The following is a 23,020-nucleotide window of genomic DNA, read 5'->3' on the forward strand; positions in this document are numbered from 1 at the left end:
GCGGCGACGCGGGTGAGGCCGCTGGTCATGGCTTGTTGGGGGTTGGGGGTGGGGTCGGTGGGTTGGGTGTGGACGGCGTTTTGGGTGAGGTTCCACAGGGGTGCGGTGATGTCGGCGTCGCCGAGCGCCTGAATCAGCGCCAGGGTGGCGGACAGCCCCTCCGGAACGGACGGATGCAGGGCGGACGGCCGCTCGTCCATGCCCAGCAGGGAGACGGCACCGCTGAACTCGCCGTGTTTGGTGCTTAGTTCGCGCAGGGCCGAAGCCAGTCCCGCGCGCCCTTCGCCCGTCGCGACGCGCATGGTCACGACATCCGCCCCCGCCGAGGCGATGCTGTCCGCGATCTCCGCCAGCGGCCCGGGGTTCTCCTCGCTGGTCACCGCGAGCCAGGTTCCGGTCAGTTGTGGGGTGCTGGTGGTGTGGGGGGTGGGTTTCCAGGTGATGGTGTAGCGCCAGTTGTTGATGGTGGTGTGGGTGCGTTGGTGTTGGCGCCAGGTGGTGAGGGCGGGGAGGAGTTGGGTGAGGGCGGTGGTGTCGTTTTCGGTGAGGTTGAGTTCGTGGGTGAGGTGGGTGGTGTCGCCTTGTTCGATGGCTTGCCAGAAGCGGGTGTCGGTGGGGTTGGTGGGGTGGGGGGTGTTGGCTTCGGGTTTGGGGGCGAGCCAGTAGCGGTGGTGTTGGAAGGGGTAGGTGGGGAGGTTGACGGGCCGGGCCTGGATGTTTTCGTAGAGCGTGGTCCAGTTGGTGGGGAGGTTGTGGGTCCAGGCTTCGGCGAGGGAGGTGAGGATGCGGTGGGGGGTGTCGTCGTTGCGGCGGAGGGTGGTGAGGCCGGTGACGTGGTCGGGCAGCGCCATGGTGAGGACGGGGTGGGCGCTGACTTCGAGGAATCGGTCGAAGCCTTCGTCGGCCAGGGTGGTGACGGAGGGGCCGAATTGGACGGTGTGGCGGAGGTTGCGGTACCAGTAGCGGCCGTCGAGCGTCGGGGTGGTGATCCACTGTTGGTCGAGGGTGGAGAAGAAGGGGATCTTCGGTGCCTGGGGGGTCAGGTCCGTTAGGAGCTCGTCGAGGTGGGTCTCGATGCTCGCGACGTGGTGGGTGTGGGAGGCGTAGTCGACGGGGATGGTGCGGGCCCGGATGCCTTCAGCCTCCAGTCGCTGCCGTAGCTCCTCCAGGTCGTTGGGGTCGCCGGCGACGACGGTGCTGGTGGGCCCGTTGATGGCGGCGATCTCCACGCGGCCTTCGTAGGGGGCGAGCCAGTCATCCATTGACGTGTGGGGGAGGGCGGTGGAGAGCATCCCCCCGCGCCCCGCCAGGTGGGCGGCGATGGCCTGGCTGCGCAGGGCCACGACCTTGGCGCCGTCTTGGAGGGTGAGGGCGCCGGAGACGACAGCAGCGGCTATCTCGCCCTGGGAGTGCCCGATCACCGCGTCCGGCCGCACCCCGTACGACTCCCAGACCGAAGCCAGAGCAACCATGACCGCGAAGGTGGCGGGCTGCACCACATCGACGCGTTCCAGCGTCGGGGCCCCGGGCACCTCCCGCAGCACGTCGGCCAACGACCAGTCCACATACGGTTTGAGCGCGGCCTCACACTCGGCGATGGCGGCGGCGAAGGCCGGGGAGTGCTCCAGCAGTCCGGCCCCCATCCCGGCCCACTGCGTCCCCTGACCAGGGAAGACGAACGCCACCCGCCCCGAAGACGACGCCCCCGAACCCCGTATCCACTCCTTCCCGCCATCAAGCGACACGGCCCGGTGCTCAAACGCAGACCGCCCCGTCGCCAGAGAGAACCCCACGTCCACGGGATCGAGCCCGGCCCCGGCCGCCGTAACCCGCGCGATCTGCTCCTCCAGCGCGGCCGGAGACTTCGCCGACACCACCCACGGCACCACGGCATGCGATGGTGCAGCCCCGACAGACGAGGCAGACACCGCCCCGGGAGCCTCCTCCACGATCACATGCGCGTTCGTCCCACTGATCCCGAAAGAAGAGACACCCGCGCGGCGCGGACGATCGTCGGCGGTTCGCGGCCAGTCGGCGGGCTCCGTCAGGAGCGACAGGACGCCCGTCGTCCAGTCGATCTCCCCCGAGGGCTCGTCCGCGTGCAAAGTCTTGGGCAGCACGCCGTGCCGCATGGCCATCACCATCTTGATGACCCCGGCGACGCCCGCCGCCGCCTGGGTGTGCCCGATGTTCGACTTCACGGAGCCCAGCCGGAGGGGCCGGTCCGCCGGGCGGTTCTTGCGGTAGGCGGCCAGTAGGGCGCGGGCTTCGATGGGGTCGCCGAGGCGGGTGCCGGTGCCGTGGGCCTCGACCGCGTCCACGTCCGCCGGGGAGAGGCGGGCGTCGGCGAGCGCCTGCTGGATGACGCGTTGCTGGGCGCGGCCGTTGGGGGCGGTGAGGCCGTTGCTGGCGCCGTCCTGGTTGGTGGCGGTGCCTCGGACGACGGCGAGGACGGGGTGGCCGTTGCGGCGGGCGTCCGAGAGCCGTTCCACCAGGAGCATTCCGGCGCCCTCGGCGGGACCGAAGCCGTCCGCCGCCGCGGCGAACGCCTTGGAGCGCCCGTCAGGGGCGAGGCCGCGCTGACGGCTGAACTGGACGAACAGGTCGGCGTTGGGCATCACGGTCACTCCGCCCGCGAGCGCCATCGCGCACTCGCCACGGCGCAGCGCCTGCACCGCCAGGTGCAGCGCGACCAGCGACGACGAGCAGGCGGTGTCCACCGTGACCGCCGGGCCCTCCAGCCCCAGCGCGTAGGCGACCCGTCCCGAGAGGAAGCCCAGCGCGGCGCCGCTCACCAGGTGCCCTTCCAGTTCGGCCGGGGGCGGGGTGGGGGTCGTGGTGTAGCCGGTGTGCCAGCCGCCGACGAAGACGCCCAGGCGGCTGCCGCGCAGGGAGAGCGGGTCGATGCCGGCCCGTTCGATCGCCTCCCAGGACGTCATGAGGGACAGCCGCTGCTGCGGGTCCATGGCCAGGGCCTCGCGCGGCGAGATGCCGAAGAAGCCCGGGTCGAAGTCGCCGGCGTCGTAGAGGAACCCGCCCGTTCGGCAGTACGTGCGGCCGGAGCGGTCGGGGTCCGGGTCGTAGAGCTCGGCCAGGTCCCAGCCGCGGTCGGTGGGGAAGCCGGAGATGGCGTCCGTGCCCTCGGCGACCAGTCGCCACAGGGCTTCGGGGGAGTCCACGCCGCCGGGTAACCGGCAGGCCATGCCGACGATCGCGATCGGCTCGTGCGCCCGGTCCTCGGCCTCGCGCAGACGCTTGTCGCTCTGCTGCAACTCGGCCGTCACACGCTTGAGATAGTCACGGAGTTTCGCTTCGTTGTTCGTCATGGTTCCCGTCATCTCAGGAGTGGGTCCTGTCACCTTGGGGTGGGTCCTGTCACCTCGGGAGGGAGTCCTGACGCCCTCGGGAGGAGGTCCTGCTGTCACCGTGCGGTCCGGTGGGGCCGGGGCCGCCCGGACCCTTCGAGAACGGGTCCGGGCGCCTCGCCTGCGGGGCCGGCCGGTCCCCGGCCGCCTCCGCCGGTGATCACGGTGGTCAGGACGCCGGTGGTCAGGACGTGCCGAGTTGCTTGTCGATCAGTCGGAAGAGGTCGTCGTCGGTGGCCGCGTCGAGTCCGTCCGGCTCGCCGCCCTCGCCGCCCTCGGCGTCCGGCGCGGACGAGGCCAGCGCCGCCGCCAGGGCCCGCAGCCGTGCGGCGACGTCCGTGCGCCCCTCGTCGTCCGGGGCGATGGACGCCATCACGGCTTCCAGCCGGTCCAGTTCCGCCAGCGCCGCCTCGGCGCCGGACCGCTGCCCGGAGGCGTCCGCCCAGTCGGCGCCGCTCGCCTCGGCGACCGCGTCCAGCAGGTGTTCCGCCAGGACGGTCGGTGTCGGGTGGTCGAAGACCAGGGTCGCGGGCAGCCGCAGACCCGTCGCGGCGTTGAGCCGGTTGCGCAGCTCCACGGCCGTCAGCGAGTCGAAACCGATCTCCCGGAACGCCCGGCCGGGGTCGACCGTCCCCGGCGACGCGTGCCCGAGAACGGTGGCCACCTGGCCCCGTACGAGATCCAGCACGGCGTCCAGCCGGTCGTCCGGCGCCAGGCTCCCCAGCCGTCCCGCCAGGTCCGTGCCGTCGGCACCGGCGCCCGGCGCGCCGCCGTCCGCCGTCCTGCGGACCACGGCGGTGCCGGACGGGCGCCGCAGCAGCCCCCCGAGCAGCGGCGGCAGCAGCCCGGCCCGCGCCTGGTCGCGCAGCGCGCCGCCGTCCAGCTTGATCGGTACGAGGACGGCGTCGTCCCGGCGCAGCGCCTCGTCGAACAGCGACAGGGCGAGGTCGCTGGGCATCGGCGCGGCACCCGACCGGGCCAGGCGGGCCCGGTCGGCGGCGCCGAGGCCGCCGGTCAGTCCGCTGTCCTCGGCCCACAGTCCCCACTCCAGCGACAGGGCGGGGCGCCCGGTGGCGCGGCGGTGCTGGGCGAGGGCGTCGAGGACGGCGTTGGCCGCCGCGTACGCGCCCTGGCCCGGCCCGCCGAACGTGGCGGCGGCCGACGAGAACAGCACGAAGGCCGCGAGATCGCTGTCCGCCGTCAGAGCGTGCAGGTGGCGGGCCGCGTCGGCCTTCGGGCGCAGCACGGCCGCCAGGCTCTCCGGGGTCATCGACGGCACCGTGCCGTCCTCCAGGACGCCCGCCGCGTGCACGACGGCGGTCAGCGGGTGCTCGCGCGGGACCGAGGCCAGCAGCTCCGCCACCGCCTCCCGGTCCCCCACGTCGCAGGCCGCGACGGTGACCTCGGCCCCCTCCCCGGCCAGCTCCTCGGTCAGTTCGCGGACGCCGGGCGCGTCCGGGCCGCGCCGCCCGGCCAGCAGGAGCCGCCGCACGCCGTGCCGCCGCACCAGGTGACGGGCGAGCAGCCCGCCCAGGGTGCCGGTACCGCCGGTGATCAGGACCGTTCCGTCCGGGTCGAGGGCGGGCGGCACGGTCAGCACGACCTTGCCCGTGTGCCGGGCCTGGCTGACGTACCGGAACGCGTCCCGCGCCCGCCGCACGTCCCACGTGGTGGCCGGCAGATGGTGCAGCACCCCCCGCTCGAACAGCTCCACGATCTCCGTCAGCAGCTCACCGAGCCGCTCCGGCCCCGCCTCGCCGAGATCGAACGCGCGGTAGGCGACCCCGGGATGCCGGGACGCGACATCCTCCGGGTCCCGTACGTCGGTCTTGCCCATCTCCACGAACCGGCCGCCGGGCCCCAGGAGCCGCAACGAGGCGTCCACGAACTCGCGCGCCAGGGAATTGAGGACGACGTCCATCCCACGCCTCCCGGACGCCGCCGCGAAGGAACGCTCGAAGTCCAGCGTCCGGGACGAGGCCATGCGCTCCGGCTCCACACCGAGCCGGCGCAGCGCCTCCCACTTGCCGGGGCTCGCGGTCGCGTACACCTCCACGCCCCAGTGGCGGGCGAGCTGGATGGCGGCCATGCCGACGCCACCGGCACCCGAGTGGACCAGCAGCCGTTCGCCCGGCCGCACCCCCGCCAGATCGCGCAGCGCGTAGTACGCGGTCAGGAAGACCACGGGGACGGCCGCCGCCTCCGCGAACGTCCAGCTCTCGGGGATGCGCACCACGGTCCGGTGATCGGCGACCACGCTCGGCCCGAACGCCCCCGTGAGGACGCCCATCACCCGGTCACCGGGCGCCAGCCCGCTCACGCCCGGCCCCGTGGCGGTCACCACGCCCGCGCCCTCCGTGCCCATCAGGGCCGGTTCCGGGTACATGCCCAGCGCGATCAGCACGTCGCGGAAGTTCAGGCCGGCGGCGCGCACGGCGATACGGACCTGACCGGGGGCCAGGGGCGCTTCCGGATCGTCCTCGGACGCGGGCACCGCGACCGGCGCCAGGCTCTCCAACGTGCCGTCGCCGCCGGGCTCCAGCCGCCAGACCGCCGCGCCGGCGGGCGGCAGCAGCGCCCCGAACCCGTCGACGGGCTCCGCGTCGGCGACCCGCGCCAGCCGGGGCCGCAGCGGCACACCGTCCCGGACGGCGAGCTGCGCCTCCCCCGCCGCCACGGCCGGACCGACGGCGCCGAGCAGAGCCTCGTGCGAGGCGTCGGCGTCGTCCAGGTCCAGCAGCACGAACCGGCCCGGGTTCTCCGCCTGCGCCGACCGGCCCAGGCCCCACACGGCCGCCGCGGCGGGCACCGGAACGTCCTCACCGGGGCGGACCGCGACGGCGCGGCGGGTCACCAGCACCAGGCGGGAGGCCGCGAACCGCTCGTCGGCCGACCATGCCTGGAGCAGGGTCAGGGCGTGGGTGGCGACGGAGAGGGGGTCGTGCTCGGCGGGGGTGCCGGTGGTCTGGGTGGTGTTGGTGTGGTCAGCCGCCATGTCCTGGGTCTGGGTGACATGGACCCGGTCGGCCGCCGTGTCCCGGGCCTCGGTGACGCGGACCCGGTCGGCCGCCGCGTTCTGCGTCTGGGTGACGTGGACCCGGTCGGCCGCCGCGTCCTGCGTCCCGACGGCGGCGGACGGAGGCGGTACGGGGCACGTGGCCAGCACCACATCCGGAACGGCGATCCGCCCGCCGTCCACGGCCTCGCCCAGGGCCACCAGATCGGCGAACACCTCGACCCCGGCCCCGGCCGACCGCAACGCCGGCCCGATCTTGAACTCGTCCGGGCCCACCACGGCCCAGCTCATCGCTGCCCCTTGGGCGTCGTCCGTCTCCGGCGCCTCCCATGTGGACCAGTCCACCCGGTGGAGTGCCTTCGTGGCGGAATCGGGCACGGCGGCGGCCAAGCGCGCGACGTCAAACGGCCGAACGGAGAGCGAAGCCGCCGAGAAGACCGGCCGGCCGGACGGATCGTCGGCCTCCACCGCGACGGAATCCCGGCCCGCCGGGGTGAGCCGCACCCGCAGCGTGGTCGCGCCCACCGCATGCAGGGCGACCCCGCTCCAGGCGAACGGCAGACCCGTGCCGCCCTCCGCCGTCGCGCCACCGAGCCCCATCGCCTGCACGGCCGCGTCCAGCAGCGCCGGATGCACGCCGAACCGCGCCGCGCCCTGCGCCCCCGAAGGCTCCTCCGGCAACGCCACCTCGGCGAACACCTCCTCACCACGCCGCCACGCGGCCCGCACGCCCCGGAACGTCGGCCCGTAGGCGTAACCGCGCTCCGCGAGACGCTCGTACAGCCCGTCCAGCGGTATCGGCTCGGCACCGGGCGGAGGCCATGCGCCGACTTTCGACGGCGTGGCCGGGCTCTCGTCCGTGACGTTCACGGAGTGGAGCACACCGGAGGCGTGACGCGTCCACGGGAGGTCGTCCGCGTCGTACGCGCTGTCCTCGCCGCCGTCGGGCCGTGCGTGCAGTCCGAAGGACCGGCGTCCCTCGTCGTCCGGGGCCCCCAGGGTCAGTTGCAGCTGTACGCCGCCGCTGCCGGGCAGGACGAGGGGAGCGTCCAGGGTCAGTTCCTCCACCAGGCCGCAGCCCACCTGTCCGCCCGCGTGCAGCGCCAGCTCCAGGAAGGCGGTACCCGGCAGCAACACCACACCGCCCACCGCATGCTCGGCGAGCCACGGGTGCGTACGCAGCGACAGCCGCCCGGTGAACAGGTGCCCCGCCGAATCCGCCAACTCCACCGCCGCCCCGAGCAACGGATGCCCGGCCGCCCCCAACCCGGCCGAGGCCACGTCACCTTCGGTGGCGGCTTGGTGCTCGGGCCAGTAGGGGTGGTGTTGGAAGGGGTAGGTGGGGAGGTCTACGTGTTGGGCCTGGGCTTTGTGGAAGTGGGTGGTCCAGTTGGTGGGGAGGTGGTGGGTCCAGGCTTCGGCGAGGGAGGTGAGGATGCGGTGGGGGGTGTCGTCGTTGCGGCGGAGGGTGGTGAGGCCGGTGACGTGGTCGGGGAGGGCCATGGTGAGGACGGGGTGGGCGCTGACTTCGAGGAAGGCGGTGAAACCTTCGTCCGCCAATGCTGTGACGGAGGGGCCGAATTGGACGGTGTGGCGGAGGTTGCGGTACCAGTAGCGGCCGTCGAGCGTCGGGGTGGTGATCCACTGCTGGTCGAGGGTGGAGAAGAAGGGGATCTTCGGTGCCTGGGGGTTCAGGTCCGTTAGGAGCTCGTCGAGGTGGGTCTCGATGCTCTCGACGTGGTGGGTGTGGGAGGCGTAGTCGACCGGGATGGTGCGAGCCCGGATGCCCTCGGCTTCCAGCCGCTGGCGTAGGTCTTCCAGGTCGTTTGGGTTGCCGGCGACGACGGTGCTGGTGGGCCCGTTGATCGCAGCGATCTCCACACGGCCCTCATACGGGGCGAGCCAGTCCGGGAGTGCTTCCTGTGCGAGGGCGGTGGAGAGCATCCCTCCGTGTCCCGCCAGATCTGCGGCGATGGCTTGGCTGCGCAGGGCCACGACCTTGGCGCCGTCCTGGAGGGTGAGGGCGCCGGAGACGACGGCGGCGGCGATCTCGCCCTGGGAGTGTCCGATCACCGCGTCCGGCCGCACCCCGTAGGAGCCCCAAAGGGCGGCGAGGGCGACCATGACGGCGAACGTGGCGGGCTGCACCACATCCACCCGCTCCAGGGTGGGCGCGCCCGGCGCCTCCCGCAGGACGTCCGTCAGCGACCAGTCGACGTACGCGCTGAGCGCGGCCTCGCACTCGTCAATCGCGGCGGCGAAGGCCGGGGAGTGCTCCAGCAGTCCGGCCCCCATCCCGGCCCACTGCGTCCCCTGACCAGGGAAGACGAACGCCACGCGGCCTTGTCCCTGACCGTTGCCGCGTGTCCATTCCTTCCCGCCATCCAGCGACACGGCCCGGTGCTCGAACACCGCCCGCCCCGTCGCCAGAGAGAACCCCACGTCCACGGGATCGAGATCGGCCCCGGCCGCCGTAACCCGAGCGATCTGCTCCTCCAGCGCGGCCGGCGACTTCGCCGACACCACCCACGGCACGACGTCCGGCAACGGTGCGGCCTCGGCGGACGAAGCGTCCCCCGCCGCAACCGGCTCCGGCGCCTCCTCCACGATGACGTGGGCGTTGGTGCCGCTGATGCCGAAGGCCGAGATGCCGGCGCGGCGGAGGGTGCCGTCCTCGCGTCGCTGCCAGTCGCGGGTTTCGGTGAGGAGGGAGACGTCACCGGCGGTCCAGTCGACCTGCGGGGTGGGCTCGTCCACGTGCAGGGTCTTGGGCAGGACGCCGTGCCGCATGGCCATCACCATCTTGATGATCCCGGCTACGCCCGCCGCCGCCTGGGTGTGCCCGATGTTCGACTTCACCGAGCCGAGCAGCAGGGGGAGCCCGTTCGGCCGCTGTTGGCCGTAGGTGGCGAGGAGGGCTTGGGCTTCGATGGGGTCGCCGAGGCGGGTGCCGGTGCCGTGGGCCTCGACCGCGTCCACGTCCGCCGCTGTGAGGCGGGCGTCGGACAGGGCCTGGCGGATGACCCGCTGCTGGGACGGGCCGTTCGGTGCCGTGAGGCCGTTGCTCGCGCCGTCCTGATTGACGGCGGTGCCTCGGACGACGGCGAGGACGGGGTGGCCGTTGCGGCGGGCATCCGAGAGCCGTTCCACCAGGAGCACTCCCACGCCTTCCGCCAGCGCGAAGCCGTCCGCCGCCGCGGCGAACGCCTTGGAGCGCCCGTCCGGCGCGAGGCCGCGCTGACGGCTGTACTCGGTGAAGATGTCGGGCGTCGACATGACCGTGACGCCACCGGCGAGGGCCATGTCGCACTCGCCGCGGCGCAGCGCCTGCACCGCCAGATGCAGCGCGACCAGCGAGGACGAGCACGCCGTGTCCACCGTCATGGCCGGGCCCTCCAGGCCCAGCGCGTAGGAGACCCGGCCGGACAGCACGCTCGCGCCGTTGCCGGTACCGACGTACGCCTCCAGTTCGTCGGGCGCGTTGCGGAGCAGCCGGGCGTAGTGCGGCCCGTTCGTACCGGCGAACACGCCGACCCGGCCGCCGTGCAGCGACTCCGGGTCGATGCCGGTCCGCTCGATCGCCTCCCATGAGGCTTCCAGCAGCAACCGCTGCTGGGGGTCCATCGCGACGGCCTCACGCGGCGAGATGCCGAAGAACGCCGCGTCGAACCCCGCCACGTCGTCCAGGAACCCACCCTCCCGCACATAGCTCTTGCCGGGCGCGCCCGGGTCCGGGTCGTACAGCTCCTCCAGATCCCAGCCGCGGTCGTCCGGCATCGCCGAGATCACGTCCCGGCCCTCGGTGATCAGCCGCCACAGCGCCTCGGGGGAATCGACACCCCCGGGGTAGCGGCAGGCCATGCCGACGAGCGCGATGGGCTCGTCCGTGGGCGCGACGGCGGCCGTCGTGCTCGCGGAGTTGGCGTCCTCCTGCCCGCCCAGGAGTTCTTGGAGCAGGTGGTCGGCGAGGGCCGCCGGGGTCGGGTAGTCGAAGACCAGCGTCGCGGGCAGGGAGAGACCGGTGGCGGTCTTGAGGCGGTTGCGCAGTTCGACGGCGGTCAGCGAGTCGAAGCCCAGGTCCCGGAAGGCGCGCCCGGTGTCCACCGTCTCCGGGGACGGGTGGTCCAGTACGGCGGCCAGGTGCCCACGCACCATTTCCAGCACCTCGCGACCTCGTTCCGCCGCGCCGAGCCCGGCCAGGCGCTGCGCCCACGGCGAGGCGTCCCGCGCCGCCGTCTCCTGTTCCCCGGCGGCCTTGCGCGCCTCCGGCAGGTCGGCCAGCAGCGGACTGGGACGAACGGCGGCGAACCCCGGCGCGAACCGGGACCAGTCCACGTCGGCCACCGTGACGGCGTGCTCGTCGTGATCGAGCACCTGGTGCAGCGCGACGAGCGCGGAATCCGGGTCCAGCGGACGCAGACCGAGCCGGCGCAGCCGCTCGCCGGACGCGCCTTGCGCCGCGTCACCGCCCGCCCACGGGCTCCACGCCACGGACGTCGTCCGCAGCCCGTCGCCCCGGCGTCGTTCGGCCAACGCGTCCAGGAAGGCCGTCCCGGCCGCGTACGCCGCCTGGTTCGCACCGCCCCAGACGCCCGCGACCGAGGAGAAGAACACCAGGGTGGGGGGTTCTGATGTCTTTGTCGGCGCGGAGCGCAAGAGCTCGTCCAGATGCACGGCGCCGCTGATCTTCGCGGCCACCGCCTCGGCGAAGGCGGCCGGACTCGTACGCGCCAGGGCCTCCATCCCGACGGCCGGCGGCACGTGCACGACGGCCGTGAGCGGATGCCCTTCTGGCACGGAGGCCGGCAAACCAGCCACGGCGTCACGGTCCGTCAGATCGCAGGGCAGCACCGTGGCCTGCGTCCCCAGATCGGCGAGTTCCGCGACGAGGGCGCCCGTCCCGTCGTCCTCGGTGAGCAACAGGTGCTCGGCCCCATTGCGTGCCAGCCAGCGCGCGACGTCCGCGCCCGCCGGATCGCTCGTGCCGGTGACGAGCACGGTGCCGCTCGGCCGCCACGGACGCTCCGCCGCACGGCCACCGAGCGGGGCACGCACCAGGCGCCGGGCCAGGAGGCCGGAGGTTCGGATGGCGACTTGGTCTTCGCTGGTGCTGGTGCTGGTGCCGGTGCCGGAGCCAGGTGAAGTGCCCGCCGCGCCGGTGTTCGTGGCGGTGTGCGTGCCGGTGTTCGTGGCGGTGTTCGTGGCGAGGAAGGCTGTCAGCCGGGAGAGGGCCCGGGCGTCCGGAGACGGGGGAAGGTCGATCAGACCGCCCCAGCGGTCCGGGTGCTCCAGGGCAGCGACCCGTCCCATTCCCCACAGCATGGCCTGCGCGGGAGAGGTGAGGCGGTCGCCCCGGCCCACGGAGACGGCGCCCTGGGTGACACACCAGAGGGGAGCCGTGATGTTCGCGTCGCCCAGGGCTTGTATCAGGGCCAGCAGCTCCAGGGCGGTGCGGGACGGCTCCGTTGACGAACCTGTGTGGGCATCCTCCGGGGCGTCCGGTTGCGCCAACAGCGACAGGATGCCGGTCACGGGCCGGCCGTCGCCGACCGCCTCGCGCAGCCGCTCGGTCAGGGCGGCCCGGTCGGCTCGGTCCTGGTCGGCGACGGGCACGCGTACGACCTCGGCGCCCGCCTCGGCCAGCGCGGAGCAGACCTCGGTGACGCGCCCGGCGTCCTCGGCCGGAGCGACCACCCACCACGTGCCGGTCAGCGACGCATTGCCCACCGCCAGCCGCTTCCAGTTGACGCGGTAGCGCCAGCCGTCCTGGACAGAGCCCTGGGGTACGGCTGCTGATTCCAGCCAGAAGTGGCGGCGTTGGAAGGGGTAGGTGGGGAGGTCTGCGTGTTGGGCGCGGGTGCCTTCGTAGAGCGTGGTCCAGTTGGTGGGGAGGCCGTGGGTCCAGGCTTCGGCGAGGGAGGTGAGGATTCGGTGGGGGGTGTCGTCGTTGCGGCGGAGGGTGGTGAGGCCGGTGACGTGGTCGGGGAGGGCCATGGTGAGGACGGGGTGGGCGCTGACTTCGAGGAAGGTGGTGAAACCTTCCTCCGCCAATGCCGTGACGGAGGGGCCGAATTGGACGGTGTGGCGGAGGTTGCGGTACCAGTAGCGGCCGTCCAATGCGGGGGTGGTGATCCACTGCTGGTCGAGGGTGGAGAAGAAGGGGATCTTCGGTGCTTGGGGGTTGAGGCCGGTCAGGGCGCGGTCGAGTTCGGCTTCGATGCTCTCGACGTGGTGGGTGTGGGAGGCGTAGTCGACCGGGATGGTGCGAGCCCGGATGTCCTCGGCTTCCAGTCGCTGGCGCAGGTCTTCCAGGTCGTTCGGGTCGCCGGCGACGACGGTGCTGGCAGCCCCGTTGATGGCCGCGATCTCCACACGGCCGTCGTATGAGGTGAGCCAGTCATCCATTGACGTGTGGGGGAGGGCGGTGGAGAGCATCCCCCCGCGCCCCGCCAGGTGGGCGGCGATGGCTTGGCTGCGCAGCGCCACGACCTTGGCGCCGTCCTGGAGGGTGAGGGCGCCGGAGACGACGGCGGCGGCGATCTCGCCCTGGGAGTGCCCGATCACCGCGTCCGGCCGCACACCGTAGGACTCCCAGACGGAAGCCAGGGCGATCATGACGGCGAAGGTGGCCGGCTGCACGACATCGACGCGTTCCAGCGTCGGGGCCCCGGGCACCTCCCGCAGCACGTCGGCCAACGACCAGTCCACATACGGTTTGAGCGCGGCCTCGCACTCGTCAATCGCGGCGGCGAAGGCAGGTGAGTGCTCCAGCAGCCCGGCCCCCATCCCGGCCCACTGCGTCCCCTGCCCCGGGAAGACAAACGCCACCCGGCCCAAAGACGGCCCGTTACCGCGTATCCATTCCTTCCCGCCATCAAGCGACACGGCCCGGTGTTCAAACACCGCCCGCCCCGTCGCCAGAGAGAACCCCACATCCACGGGGTCCAGTCCGGCCCCCGCAGCCGAGATCCGGGCAATCTGCTCCTCCAACGCGCCCGGCGACTTCGCCGAGACGATCCACGGCACGACGGCCGGAGGCGATGCGGCCTCAGTGGACGTGGCCTCCGAAACCGGCTCCGGAGCTTCCTCCACGATCACATGCGCATTGGTCCCGCTGACCCCGAAGGAGGAGACCCCGGCCCGTCGCGGCCGGTCCTCGCCGTGACGAGCCCAGTCCACGGCTTCGGTGAGGAGGGAGACCTCCCCGGCGGTCCAATCGACCTGGGACGTGGGCTCGTCCACGTGCAAAGTCCTGGGCAGGACGCCGTGCCGCATGGCCATCACCATCTTGATGACGCCCGCCGCACCGGCCGCGGCCTGGGTGTGGCCCACGTTGGATTTGAGGGAGCCGAGCCAGAGGGGGTGTCCGTTGGGGCGTTCCTGGCCATAGGTGGCGAGGAGGGCTTGGGCTTCGATGGGGTCGCCGAGGCGGGTGCCGGTGCCGTGGGCCTCGACCGCGTCCACGTCGGACAGGGAGAGCCGCGCGTCGGCCAGCGCCTGGCGGATGACCCGTTGCTGGGACGGGCCGTTCGGCGCTGTGAGGCCGCTGCTGGCACCGTCCTGGTTGACCGCCGAACCCCGGACGACGGCGAGCACCGGGTGGCCGAGGCGGCGGGCGTCCGACAGCCGCTCCACCAACAGCATTCCGGCGCCCTCGGACCAGCTCGTGCCGTCCGCCGCCGCCGCGAAGGACTTGCAGCGCCCGTCCGGCGCGAGGCCCCGCTGACGGCTGAACTCCACGAAGGTGGCGGGCGTGGACATCACGGCGACGCCGCCGGCGAGCGCCATGTCGCACTCGCCGCGGCGCAGCGCCTGCACCGCCAGATGCAGCGCCACCAGCGACGACGAGCACGCGGTGTCCACCGTGACCGCCGGGCCCTCCAGGCCGAGCACGTAGGAGACCCGGCCGGAGGCGACGCTGCCCGAGTTCCCGGTGCCGAGGTAGCCCTCGATGCCCTCGGGGACTTCGGCGAGCCGGGTGGCGTAGTCGTGGTACATCACGCCCGTGAAGACGCCGACCGCCGTGCCGCGCACGGCGGCGGGCGCGATCCCGGCCCGTTCGAACGCCTCCCACGAGGTCTCCAGCAGGAGCCGCTGCTGCGGGTCCATGGCCAGGGCCTCGCGCGGCGAGATGCCGAAGAAGTCCGGGTCGAAGTCGCCGGCGTCGTGCAGGAAACCGGCTTCCTTGACGTAGCTCTTGCCGGCGCGGTCGGGGTCTGGGTCGTAGAGCTCGGCCAGGTCCCAGCCGCGGTCGGTGGGGAAGCCGGAGATGGCGTCCGTGCCGTCGGCGACCAGTCGCCACAGGGCTTCGGGGGAGTCCACGCCGCCGGGCAGTCGGCAGGCCATGCCCACGATCGCGATCGGCTCGTGTGCCCGGGACTCCAGCTCGTTGACGCGCCCACGGGCTTGGTGGAGATCGGCCGTGGCACGCCGGAGGTAGTCGAGGTACTTCTCTTCGTTGACCGTGGACACGTTGTCCCTTTCAGGCACTCGGGGTACGCGATCGAGGGGGTGGGGGTGGGCGGCCGGACGGGACCGCTGCTGTTCCCGTCCGGCTGTCCGTGGTGGTGCGGGGTGTTCGTCGTCCGGGTTCACGGCGTTCCGGTTCCGGTGCCGAGCTCTCCGTCGAGGAGGTCGAAGAGCTCGTCGGCGGAGGCGTTGAGGAAGTCCGGAGTGTTCGGTGCGTCCGGGGTGTTCGGAGTGTTCGGTGTGTTCGGAGTGTTCGGTGTGCTGCCCTCGTTCGCCGGGCCGGTGGGGGTAGGGGGCACCTTCGCGCCGGTGGGTTCGTCGGCCGCGCCGCCGTCCACCAGGGAGCGCAGGGAACGGAGCAGGTCGCCGATGTCCGCGCGTTCCCGTTCGCTGGGCAGCGACGCCAGGGCGAACGCGGTCTCCAGCCGGGTCAGTTCGGCCAGTACGGCGGCGGGGTCCGCGGTGCCTGTCTTCCCGGGACCGGGGTTGGCGCCGCCTTCCCCACCCCCGGCCGCCGAGGACCGGGGCAGCTCGGCGTCCAGGTGCCGGGCCAGGGCCTCGGGGGAGGGGTGGTCGAAGACCAGGGTGGAGGGCAGGCGCAGGCCGGCGACCGCGTTGACGCGGTTGCGCAGTTCCACGGCGGTCAGCGAGTCGAAGCCCAGGTCGAGGAAGCCCCGCGCCGGATCGATGGTGTGCCGGCCGGCGTGCCCGAGCACCTCGGCCACCTCGTCGCGGACGAAGTCCAGCAGCAGCCGCGCCCGCTCCTCGGCCCCGAGCCCGGCGACCCGCTCGGGCAGGGAAGGACCCGCGTCCGGCGCTTCCGTACTGGTCGTGCCGGTCGTGCCGGGCGTGCCGGGCGCGGTGGCGGACACGGTGTCCTGGTGGGCGCCCGCTCCCTGCCGCCGTACGGAGCCGGTTTGCGGCACCACCTCGGAGAGCAGGGCGGGCACCCCTCCGGGCGCCCCTCCCCGAACTCCGGTCCCGGGCGCCGGGTCCGCCTCCCCAAGACCCGCGATGTCCAGACGCAGCGGCAGGAGCACCGCGTGGTCGGTGCGCAGCGCGGCGTCGAAGAGGGCGACGCCCTCCGCCGTGGTGAGCGCGCCGATCCCGGCGCGGCGCATCCGGCGCAGGTCCGCGGTGCCGAGGCCGCCCGTCATGGCGCTGCGCTCCTCCCACATGCCCCAGCCGAGCGCCAGCGCGGTGCGGCCGTCGGCCCGCCGTTCGGCGGCGAGCGCTTCGAGGAAGGCGTTGGCCGCCGCGTAACCGCCCTGCCCGGCCGAGCCGAACGCCGCCGCGGCCGACGAGAAGAGCACGAACGCCGCGAGGTCCGCGTCGGCCGTCAACGCGTGGAGGTTGAGCGCCGCGTCGACCTTGGGCCGCAGCACGGTGGTCAGCCGGTCGGGCGTCAGACCGCCGATGACGGCGTCGTCGACCGTGCCCGCGGCGTGCACCACGGCGGTCAGCGGATGGTCCGCGGGCACCGACGCCAGCAGCCGCGCCACCGCGTCGCGGTCGGCCACGTCGCACGCCGCCACGGTGACCGCCGCGCCCGCCGCCTCCAACTCCGCCACCAGGTCGGCGATGCCGGGCGCGGCCGGACCACGCCGCCCCGCCAGCAGCAGCCGGCGCGCCCCGGCCGTGTGCACCAGGTGCCGGGCGAGGACACCGGCCAGCGTGCCGCCGGCACCGGTGATCAGGACCGTGCCGTCCGGGTCCAGCGGGCGCGCGTCCGGGCTCGGCGTGACGTCGGCGGGTGCCAGCCGGGCCGCGTACGGCCGGCCGGCGCGCAGCGCGAGCTGCGGCTCGGCGCTCTCCAGCGCGTGGCGCAGGCACCCGTACGAGGCGGTGTCTTCGTCCAGGTCCAGCAGCAGGACGCGGCCGGGGTTCTCGGTCTGCGCGGAGCGGACGAGGCCCCACGCCGCCGCGTGCGCCGGCGACACCGGCACCCGGTCGCGGCGGACACCGCCGTCGCCGGGCTCCGGCTGGTGGACCCGCGCGGCACCCCGGGTGACGACGACCAGCCGGGAACCGGCGTACCGCCCGTCGTCCAGCCACCGCTGGAGCAGTTCCAGCGTCCGCCGCACGGCCGCGTACACCGCCTCGCGCCCGCCGGCCTCGGCCGCCACGGGCAGCGGGGCCAGCACGGTCCGGGGGGCCGGGGCCCCAGCGTCCACGGCCCGGCCGAGCGCCGCCAGGTCCGGGACGGACCGGGGGCGGACGCCGCCGTGCTCCAGCGCCGCGGCGACCTTCAGGTCGTCCTCGCCCAAGACGACGAGGGTGGGGTCGGCGGAGTCTTCGTCCGCGGAGGCGGACGGGTCGGGCGCGTCCGAGGGTGTGTCGGGAGAGGTTTCCGAGGGGGACGTGTCGGGGGTGGAGGTGTTCGAGGTGGAGTTGTCCGAGGCGGGTGTGCCCGGTGCGGACGTGCCTGTGGCGGACGTTTCCAGGACGGACGTCTCCAGAACGGACGTGCCCGGCACGGACGCCGATGCACCCGGGAGGGCACCCGTGACCATCATCGGCAGCGGGCGCCACTCCACCCGATACATCAGCCCCGCACCCCGCACCGCCGCCAGTTGCTCCGCCGAGACCGGGCGCAGCACCAACCGGTCGACGGTGACCAGCGGGCGGCCGTCCCGGTCCGCGAGCGACAGCGACACCGTGTCGTCCCCCACGGAGACCAGCCGCACCCGGGCCGTGGCGGCCCCGGCGGCGTGCACGGTCAGTCCCTCCCACACGAACGGCAACCGGATCCGTTCGGGCTCGTCCACCAGGCCGCCGACCGCGATGGCGTGCAGGGCCGCGTCCAGCAGCGCCGGGTGGACGCCGCACCGGGGGGCGTCCGCAGCAGCCCCTTCGGGCAGTGCCACCTCGGCGAAGACCTCACCGTCCCGGCGCCACACGGCCCGCAGTCCCCGGAACGCCGGACCGAAGTCCAGCCCCCGCCCGGCCAGCCGCTCGTACAGACCGTCGAGCGGCACGGACTGTGCGTCACGTGGCGGCCAGTTCATGGGGAACCCGAGCGACCCGGAGGCGCCCGCGCCAGCCTCCGCGCCCGTGGCCACGCCCGCGCCCGTGTGCCCGTCTGCGCCCATGTGTCCGTCTGCGCCCGCATTCACGCCCGCGCCCATGCGCTCGTCCACGCCGGTGTTCGCGTCGGCGCCCGCATGCGCATTGGCGCCCGCGTGCACGCCCGCGGCAGGTGCCAGTGTGCCGGTCGCGTGGTGGGTCCACGGCGCCCGGCCGCCGGAGGGCGCGTCCTCCGGCCGGGAGTGGACGTCCACCGTGCGGGTGCCCGCGGCATCCGCGCCGCCCACCGTGACGCGCAGGGCGACGCCGCCGCGTGCGGGCAGCGCCAGCGGCGCCCGCAGGGCGAGTTCGCTCACCACCGGGCAGCCGGTCGCCTCGCCCGCTCGCGCGGCGAGCTCGGCGAACGCGGTCCCCGGCAGCAGCACGGTGTCCATGACCGCGTGGTCGGCCAGCCACGGCTGGGTGTGCCGGGAGAGGCGCCCGGTGAACAGGAGCCCGTCGCGGTCCGGGAGGCTGATCGCGGCACCCAGCAGCGGGTGGTCCGCGTCCCCCAGACCCAGCCCGGCCGGGTCCGTCGCCGGAGCGCCGGCGGGCCGCGCGTCCAGCCAGTACCGGCTGCGCTGGAACGCGTACGTGGGCAGGTCCACCCGGCGGGCGCCCGAGCCCGCGAAGCAGGCGCGCCAGTCCGGCCCCGCGCCGTGCACGTGCGCGCGGGCCAGCCCGGTCAGCAGCGCGTCGGCCTCCGGCCGGTCACCGCGCAGCAGGGGGACGAGAACGGGGCGGCCGGTGAAACCGGTACGGCCCGGGGTCCCCTCGCCGACCGGTCCGGACACGGCAGGCGCCGCCCCGGCACCCGACCGCGAGACGCCACGACCGGCGCTCTCCTCGGCCCCGGCGCGCCCTTCCGGCTCGTCGGCCGTGTCGGTTCCGGCGGCCGTTTCCGGCCTGGCGGCTGTCTCCGGTCCGTCGGCTGTCTCCGGTTCGTCGGCGGGCTCCGCGAGGCAGTCCGCGGCCATCGCCGTGAGCACCCCGTCCGGGCCCAGTTCGACGTACGTGCGCACGCCGTTCTCCCGCAGGCTCCGTACGCCCTCGTGGAAACGGACGGTGCCGCGGACATGCCGGACCCAGTACTCGGGGTCGCACAGCTCCGCCGCACCGGCGGGCGCGCCGGTGACGTTGGAGACGACCGGGAGGCGCGGCGGGTGGAAGGTCAGCCCCGCCACGACCGTGCGGAACGCGTCCAGCATGGCGTCCATGCGCGGCGAGTGGAACGCGTGGCTGACCCGCAACCTGCGCGTCTTGCGCCCCCGCTCGGCACCCCAGTGCTCCGCCGCCTCCGCGACGGCGTCCTCGTCACCGGCGAGTACCGTCGCGTACGGGCCGTTCACCGCGGCCAGGCCCAGCCGGTGTTCCCGGCCCTCCAGATACGGCAGCACCTCGTCCTCGCGGGCCTGCACGGCGAGCATCGCGCCCCCGGCCGGGAGCGCCTGCATCAGCCGGCCGCGGGCGGTGACCAGGGCGGCGGCGTCCGCCAGATCGAGGACGCCCGCCACGTGCGCGGCGGCGATCTCCCCGACCGAGTGACCGATCAGGAAGTCGGGACGCATCCCCCAGCCCTCGACGAGCCGGAACAGCGCGACCTCCAGCGCGAACAGCGCGCTCTGCGTGTAGTGCGTCTGGTGCAGCAACCGCCCCGCGTCACTCCCCTCGGCCGCGAACATCACCTCCCGCACCGGCCGGTCCAGATGCCGGTCGAGCTGCTTGCAGACCTCGTCCAGCGCACGGGCGAACGCCGGGAAACGCGCCGCCAGCTCACGCCCCATGCCGTGACGCTGACTGCCCTGCCCGGCGAAGAGGAAGGCGGTGGCGCCGGGCTCGGCCGTCCCCCGGACGACCTGGGCCGCGCTGCCGCCCTCGGCCAGCGCGTCCAGCGCCCGCAGCAGCCCGGGCAGGTCGGAACCGGTCAGCGCGGCCCGGTGGGGGAAGTGCGTCCTGCCGGTGGCGAGGGAGTAGCCGACGTTCCGGAGCAGCGCGGCGCCGGTGAGCGGGGCGGCTTCCTCCGGGCCGGGGGTCGCCGTCGTCGGCTCTTCCGCGTCTGCCTGCTCGGCGGAAGTCTTGGACGGGCCGGAGACTGCGGACGGGCCGGAGGCTTCGGACGGGCCGGAGGTTTTGGAGTCTTCGGACGCCTCGAACGCCTCGGACGTTCCGTCCGCTTCATCCGTTTCATCGGAAAGGGTTGCGGACGGATACGAGGCGGCCAAATGGTCGCGTAGGGCCGCCGCCTGGGCGCGCAGCGCCTGCGGGTCCTTGGCGGACAGCACCCACGGCAGGACGACGGAGCCGGACCCTTCCCCGGACTCGCCCCCGGTTATTGACGACCCGACCCCGGACCCGTCCGCAGGCACCGACGCCTCGTCCCCGGACACGCCCTCGACCACTGACGGCCCGCTCCCGGACGCCTCCGCCCACGAATCCCCATCCCCGGCAGCAGGCTGCTCCACCACCACATGCGCGTTGGTGCCGCTGATCCCGAAGGACGAGATCCCGGCGCGCCGCGGTCGGCCGTCCTCCGCCACCCAGTCCATGGGCTGGGTGAGCAGCGAGAGCCCACCGGTCGACCAGTCGATGTGCGGGCTCGGCTCGTCCGCGTGGAGGGTCTGGGGCAGGAGGCCGTGCCGCATCGCCAGCACCATCTTGATGACGCCGGCCACGCCGGCCGCCGCCTGGGTGTGCCCGATGTTCGACTTCACGGAACCGATGGCCAGGGGCCGTCCCTCCGGCCGCCGCCGCCCGTATGTGGCCTGAAGAGCCTGGACCTCGATGGGGTCGCCGAGCGCGGTGCCGGTGCCGTGGGCCTCGACCGCGTCCACGTCCGCGGCCGTCAGCCGGGCGTCGGCCAGCGCCTGCTGGATCACCCGCTGCTGCGAGGGACCGTTCGGCGCGGTGAGGCCGTTGCTGGCACCGTCCTGATTGACGGCCGTACCCCGGACCACCGCCAGGACGCGGTGCCCGTTGCGGCGGGCGTCCGACAACCGCTCGACGAGCAGCATGCCCAGGCCCTCCGCGGCGCCGAAACCGTCGGCCCGCGCGGAGAAGGCCTTGCACCGGCCGTCCGCGGCGAGCGCCCGCTGTCGGCTGAACTCCACGAACATGTGCGGGGTCGACATCATCGCCACCCCGCCCGCGAGCGCGAGGTCGCACTCGCCCGAACGCAGCGCCCGCACGGCCAGGTGCAGCGCCACCAGGGACGAGGAGCAGGCCGTGTCGATGGTGGTCGCCGGGCCCTCCAGGCCGAAGGTGTAGGCGATGCGCCCGGACGCCACGCTGGCCGTGCTGCCGGTGAGCAGGTAGCCCTCGACGTCCCGGGGCGGCCGGGCGATCCGGGACGCGTAGTCCTGGTAGGTCAGGCCGACGAAGACGCCCGTCCGGCTGCCGCGCAGCGACGCGGGCGCCACCCCGGCCCGTTCGAACGCCTCCCACGATGCCTCCAGCAGCATCCGCTGCTGGGGGTCCATGGCCAGCGCCTCGCGCGGCGAGATGCCGAAGAACTCCGGGTCGAAGTCCGCGGCGTCGTGCAGGAACCCGCCCTCGCGGGCGTAGGTGGTACCGGCGCTGGCCGGGTCCGCGTCGTAGAGGGATTCGAGGTCCCAGCCCCGGTCGGTGGGGAACGCGGAGATGGCGTCACCACCGGACCGCAGCAGCTCCCACAACGCCTCCGGCGTGCGGATACCGCCCGGGTAGCGGCAGCTCATCGCGACGATGGCGATCGGCTCGGCGATCGGCTCGGAGGTGGGGTCGGCGACGTCGGCCTCCCCGGCGGCGTTCGTGCCGGTTCCCCGCGCGCTACGGACGCGGGCCCGGCCTCCGAGCCCGGCGCCCGCCGCGACCTTCGCGTATTCCCTATCGCCCCCTTCGCCCCCTTCACCTGCTTCGTTCTCGTCCTCGTCACCGAGCAGTTCGGTGCGCAGCCGGGACGCCAGAGAGAGCGGCGTGGGGTGGTCGAAGACGAGGGTGGCCGGGAGCTGGACGCCGGTGGCCGTGGTCAGGCGGTTGCGCAGCTCCACCCCGGTGAGCGAGTCGAACCCGATGGCCTTGAAGGCCCGGTCCTCCTCGACCTCCTGGGGCGAGGCCAGCCCGAGCACCGTGGCCACCTGCTGACGCACGATGTCCAGCAGCATCCGGTCCCGCTCTTCCGCGGTCGCGGCGGCCAGCCGTTCGCCCAGCCGTTCGCTCAGCGTGGAGGCGTCGCGGCTGGGCTGAGCACCGCCGGTCCCCTGCGCCGCCGCGCCCGCCGCCACGATCCGCCGCACCTCCGGCAGATCCTCGATCAGGGGCTGCGGACGCGCGGCGGTGTACGCCAGGTAGAACCGGTCCCACTCGATGTCGGCGATGGTGACCGTCGTCTCGTCCTGCTCCAGGGCGGACCCCAGAGCCGCCAGCGCCAGCTCCGGGTCCATGCCGGGCACGCCGTGCCGCCGGAGCCGTTCGCCGACGGAGTCCTCCGCCATGCCGCTCCCGGCCCACGGCCCCCAGGCGATGGAGGTCGCCTTCTCGCCCCGGGCCCGGCGCTGCTCGGCGAGCGCGTCGAGGAAGGCGTTGTGCGGCGCGTAGTTGCCCTGGCCGGGAATGCCCAGCGTGCCGGAGACCGACGAGAACAGCACGAAGGCCGACAGATCCATGCCCCGCGTCAGCTCGTCCAGCAGCACCGCCGAGACCACCTTCGCCGGCAGGGCGCGGGCGATCTGCTCGGGGGTGAGCTGCTCCAGCACCGCGTCGTCGAGGACCGCGGCTGTGTGGTAGATGGCGGTGAGGGGGTGTTCGGTGGGGATGGTGTTGAGGAGGTTTTTGAGTTGGTGGGGGTTGGTGGTGTCGCAGGTGGTGATGGTGGTGGTGGTTCCCAGTTCGTGGAGCTCGTTGACGAGTTGGTTGATTCCGGGGGTGTTGGGGCCTTGGCGGCTGGTGAGGTGGATGTGGGGGGTGCCGTGGTGGGCGAGCCAGCGGGCGATGTGGTGGGCGAGTGCTCCGGTGCCGGTGATGAGGGTGGTGCTGTGGGGGTGGGGTTTGAATGTGTTGGTTGTGGTTTTGCTGGGGGTGGGTGTGGGGGTGAGGCGTCGGGTGAGGGTGGTGGTGCGGATGGCGGTTT

General features: G+C 73.7%; 3 protein-coding genes. All 3 read right to left on the reverse strand.

Translation table 11 applies throughout. From position 1 onward, the window contains the following. On the reverse strand, positions 1 to 3,326 hold a 3,326-nt coding region (locus ABZX96_RS36240; RefSeq protein WP_355553309.1), incomplete at its 3' end, for a beta-ketoacyl synthase N-terminal-like domain-containing protein. Between the two features lie 223 nt (positions 3,327 to 3,549). Beyond that, positions 3,550 to 14,853 (reverse strand): SDR family NAD(P)-dependent oxidoreductase, encoded by an 11,304-nt coding sequence (locus ABZX96_RS36245; protein WP_355553311.1) that lies wholly within the window; start codon positions 14,851 to 14,853, stop codon positions 3,550 to 3,552. Positions 14,854 to 14,972: 119 nt separating this feature from the next. Further along, on the reverse strand, positions 14,973 to 23,020 hold an 8,048-nt coding region (locus tag ABZX96_RS36250), incomplete at its 5' end, for an SDR family NAD(P)-dependent oxidoreductase (protein ID WP_355553313.1).

It is taken from the genome of Streptomyces sp. NPDC003077, from assembly GCF_040611095.1.
In the GTDB taxonomy this organism is placed as follows: Bacteria; Actinomycetota; Actinomycetes; order Streptomycetales; family Streptomycetaceae; genus Streptomyces.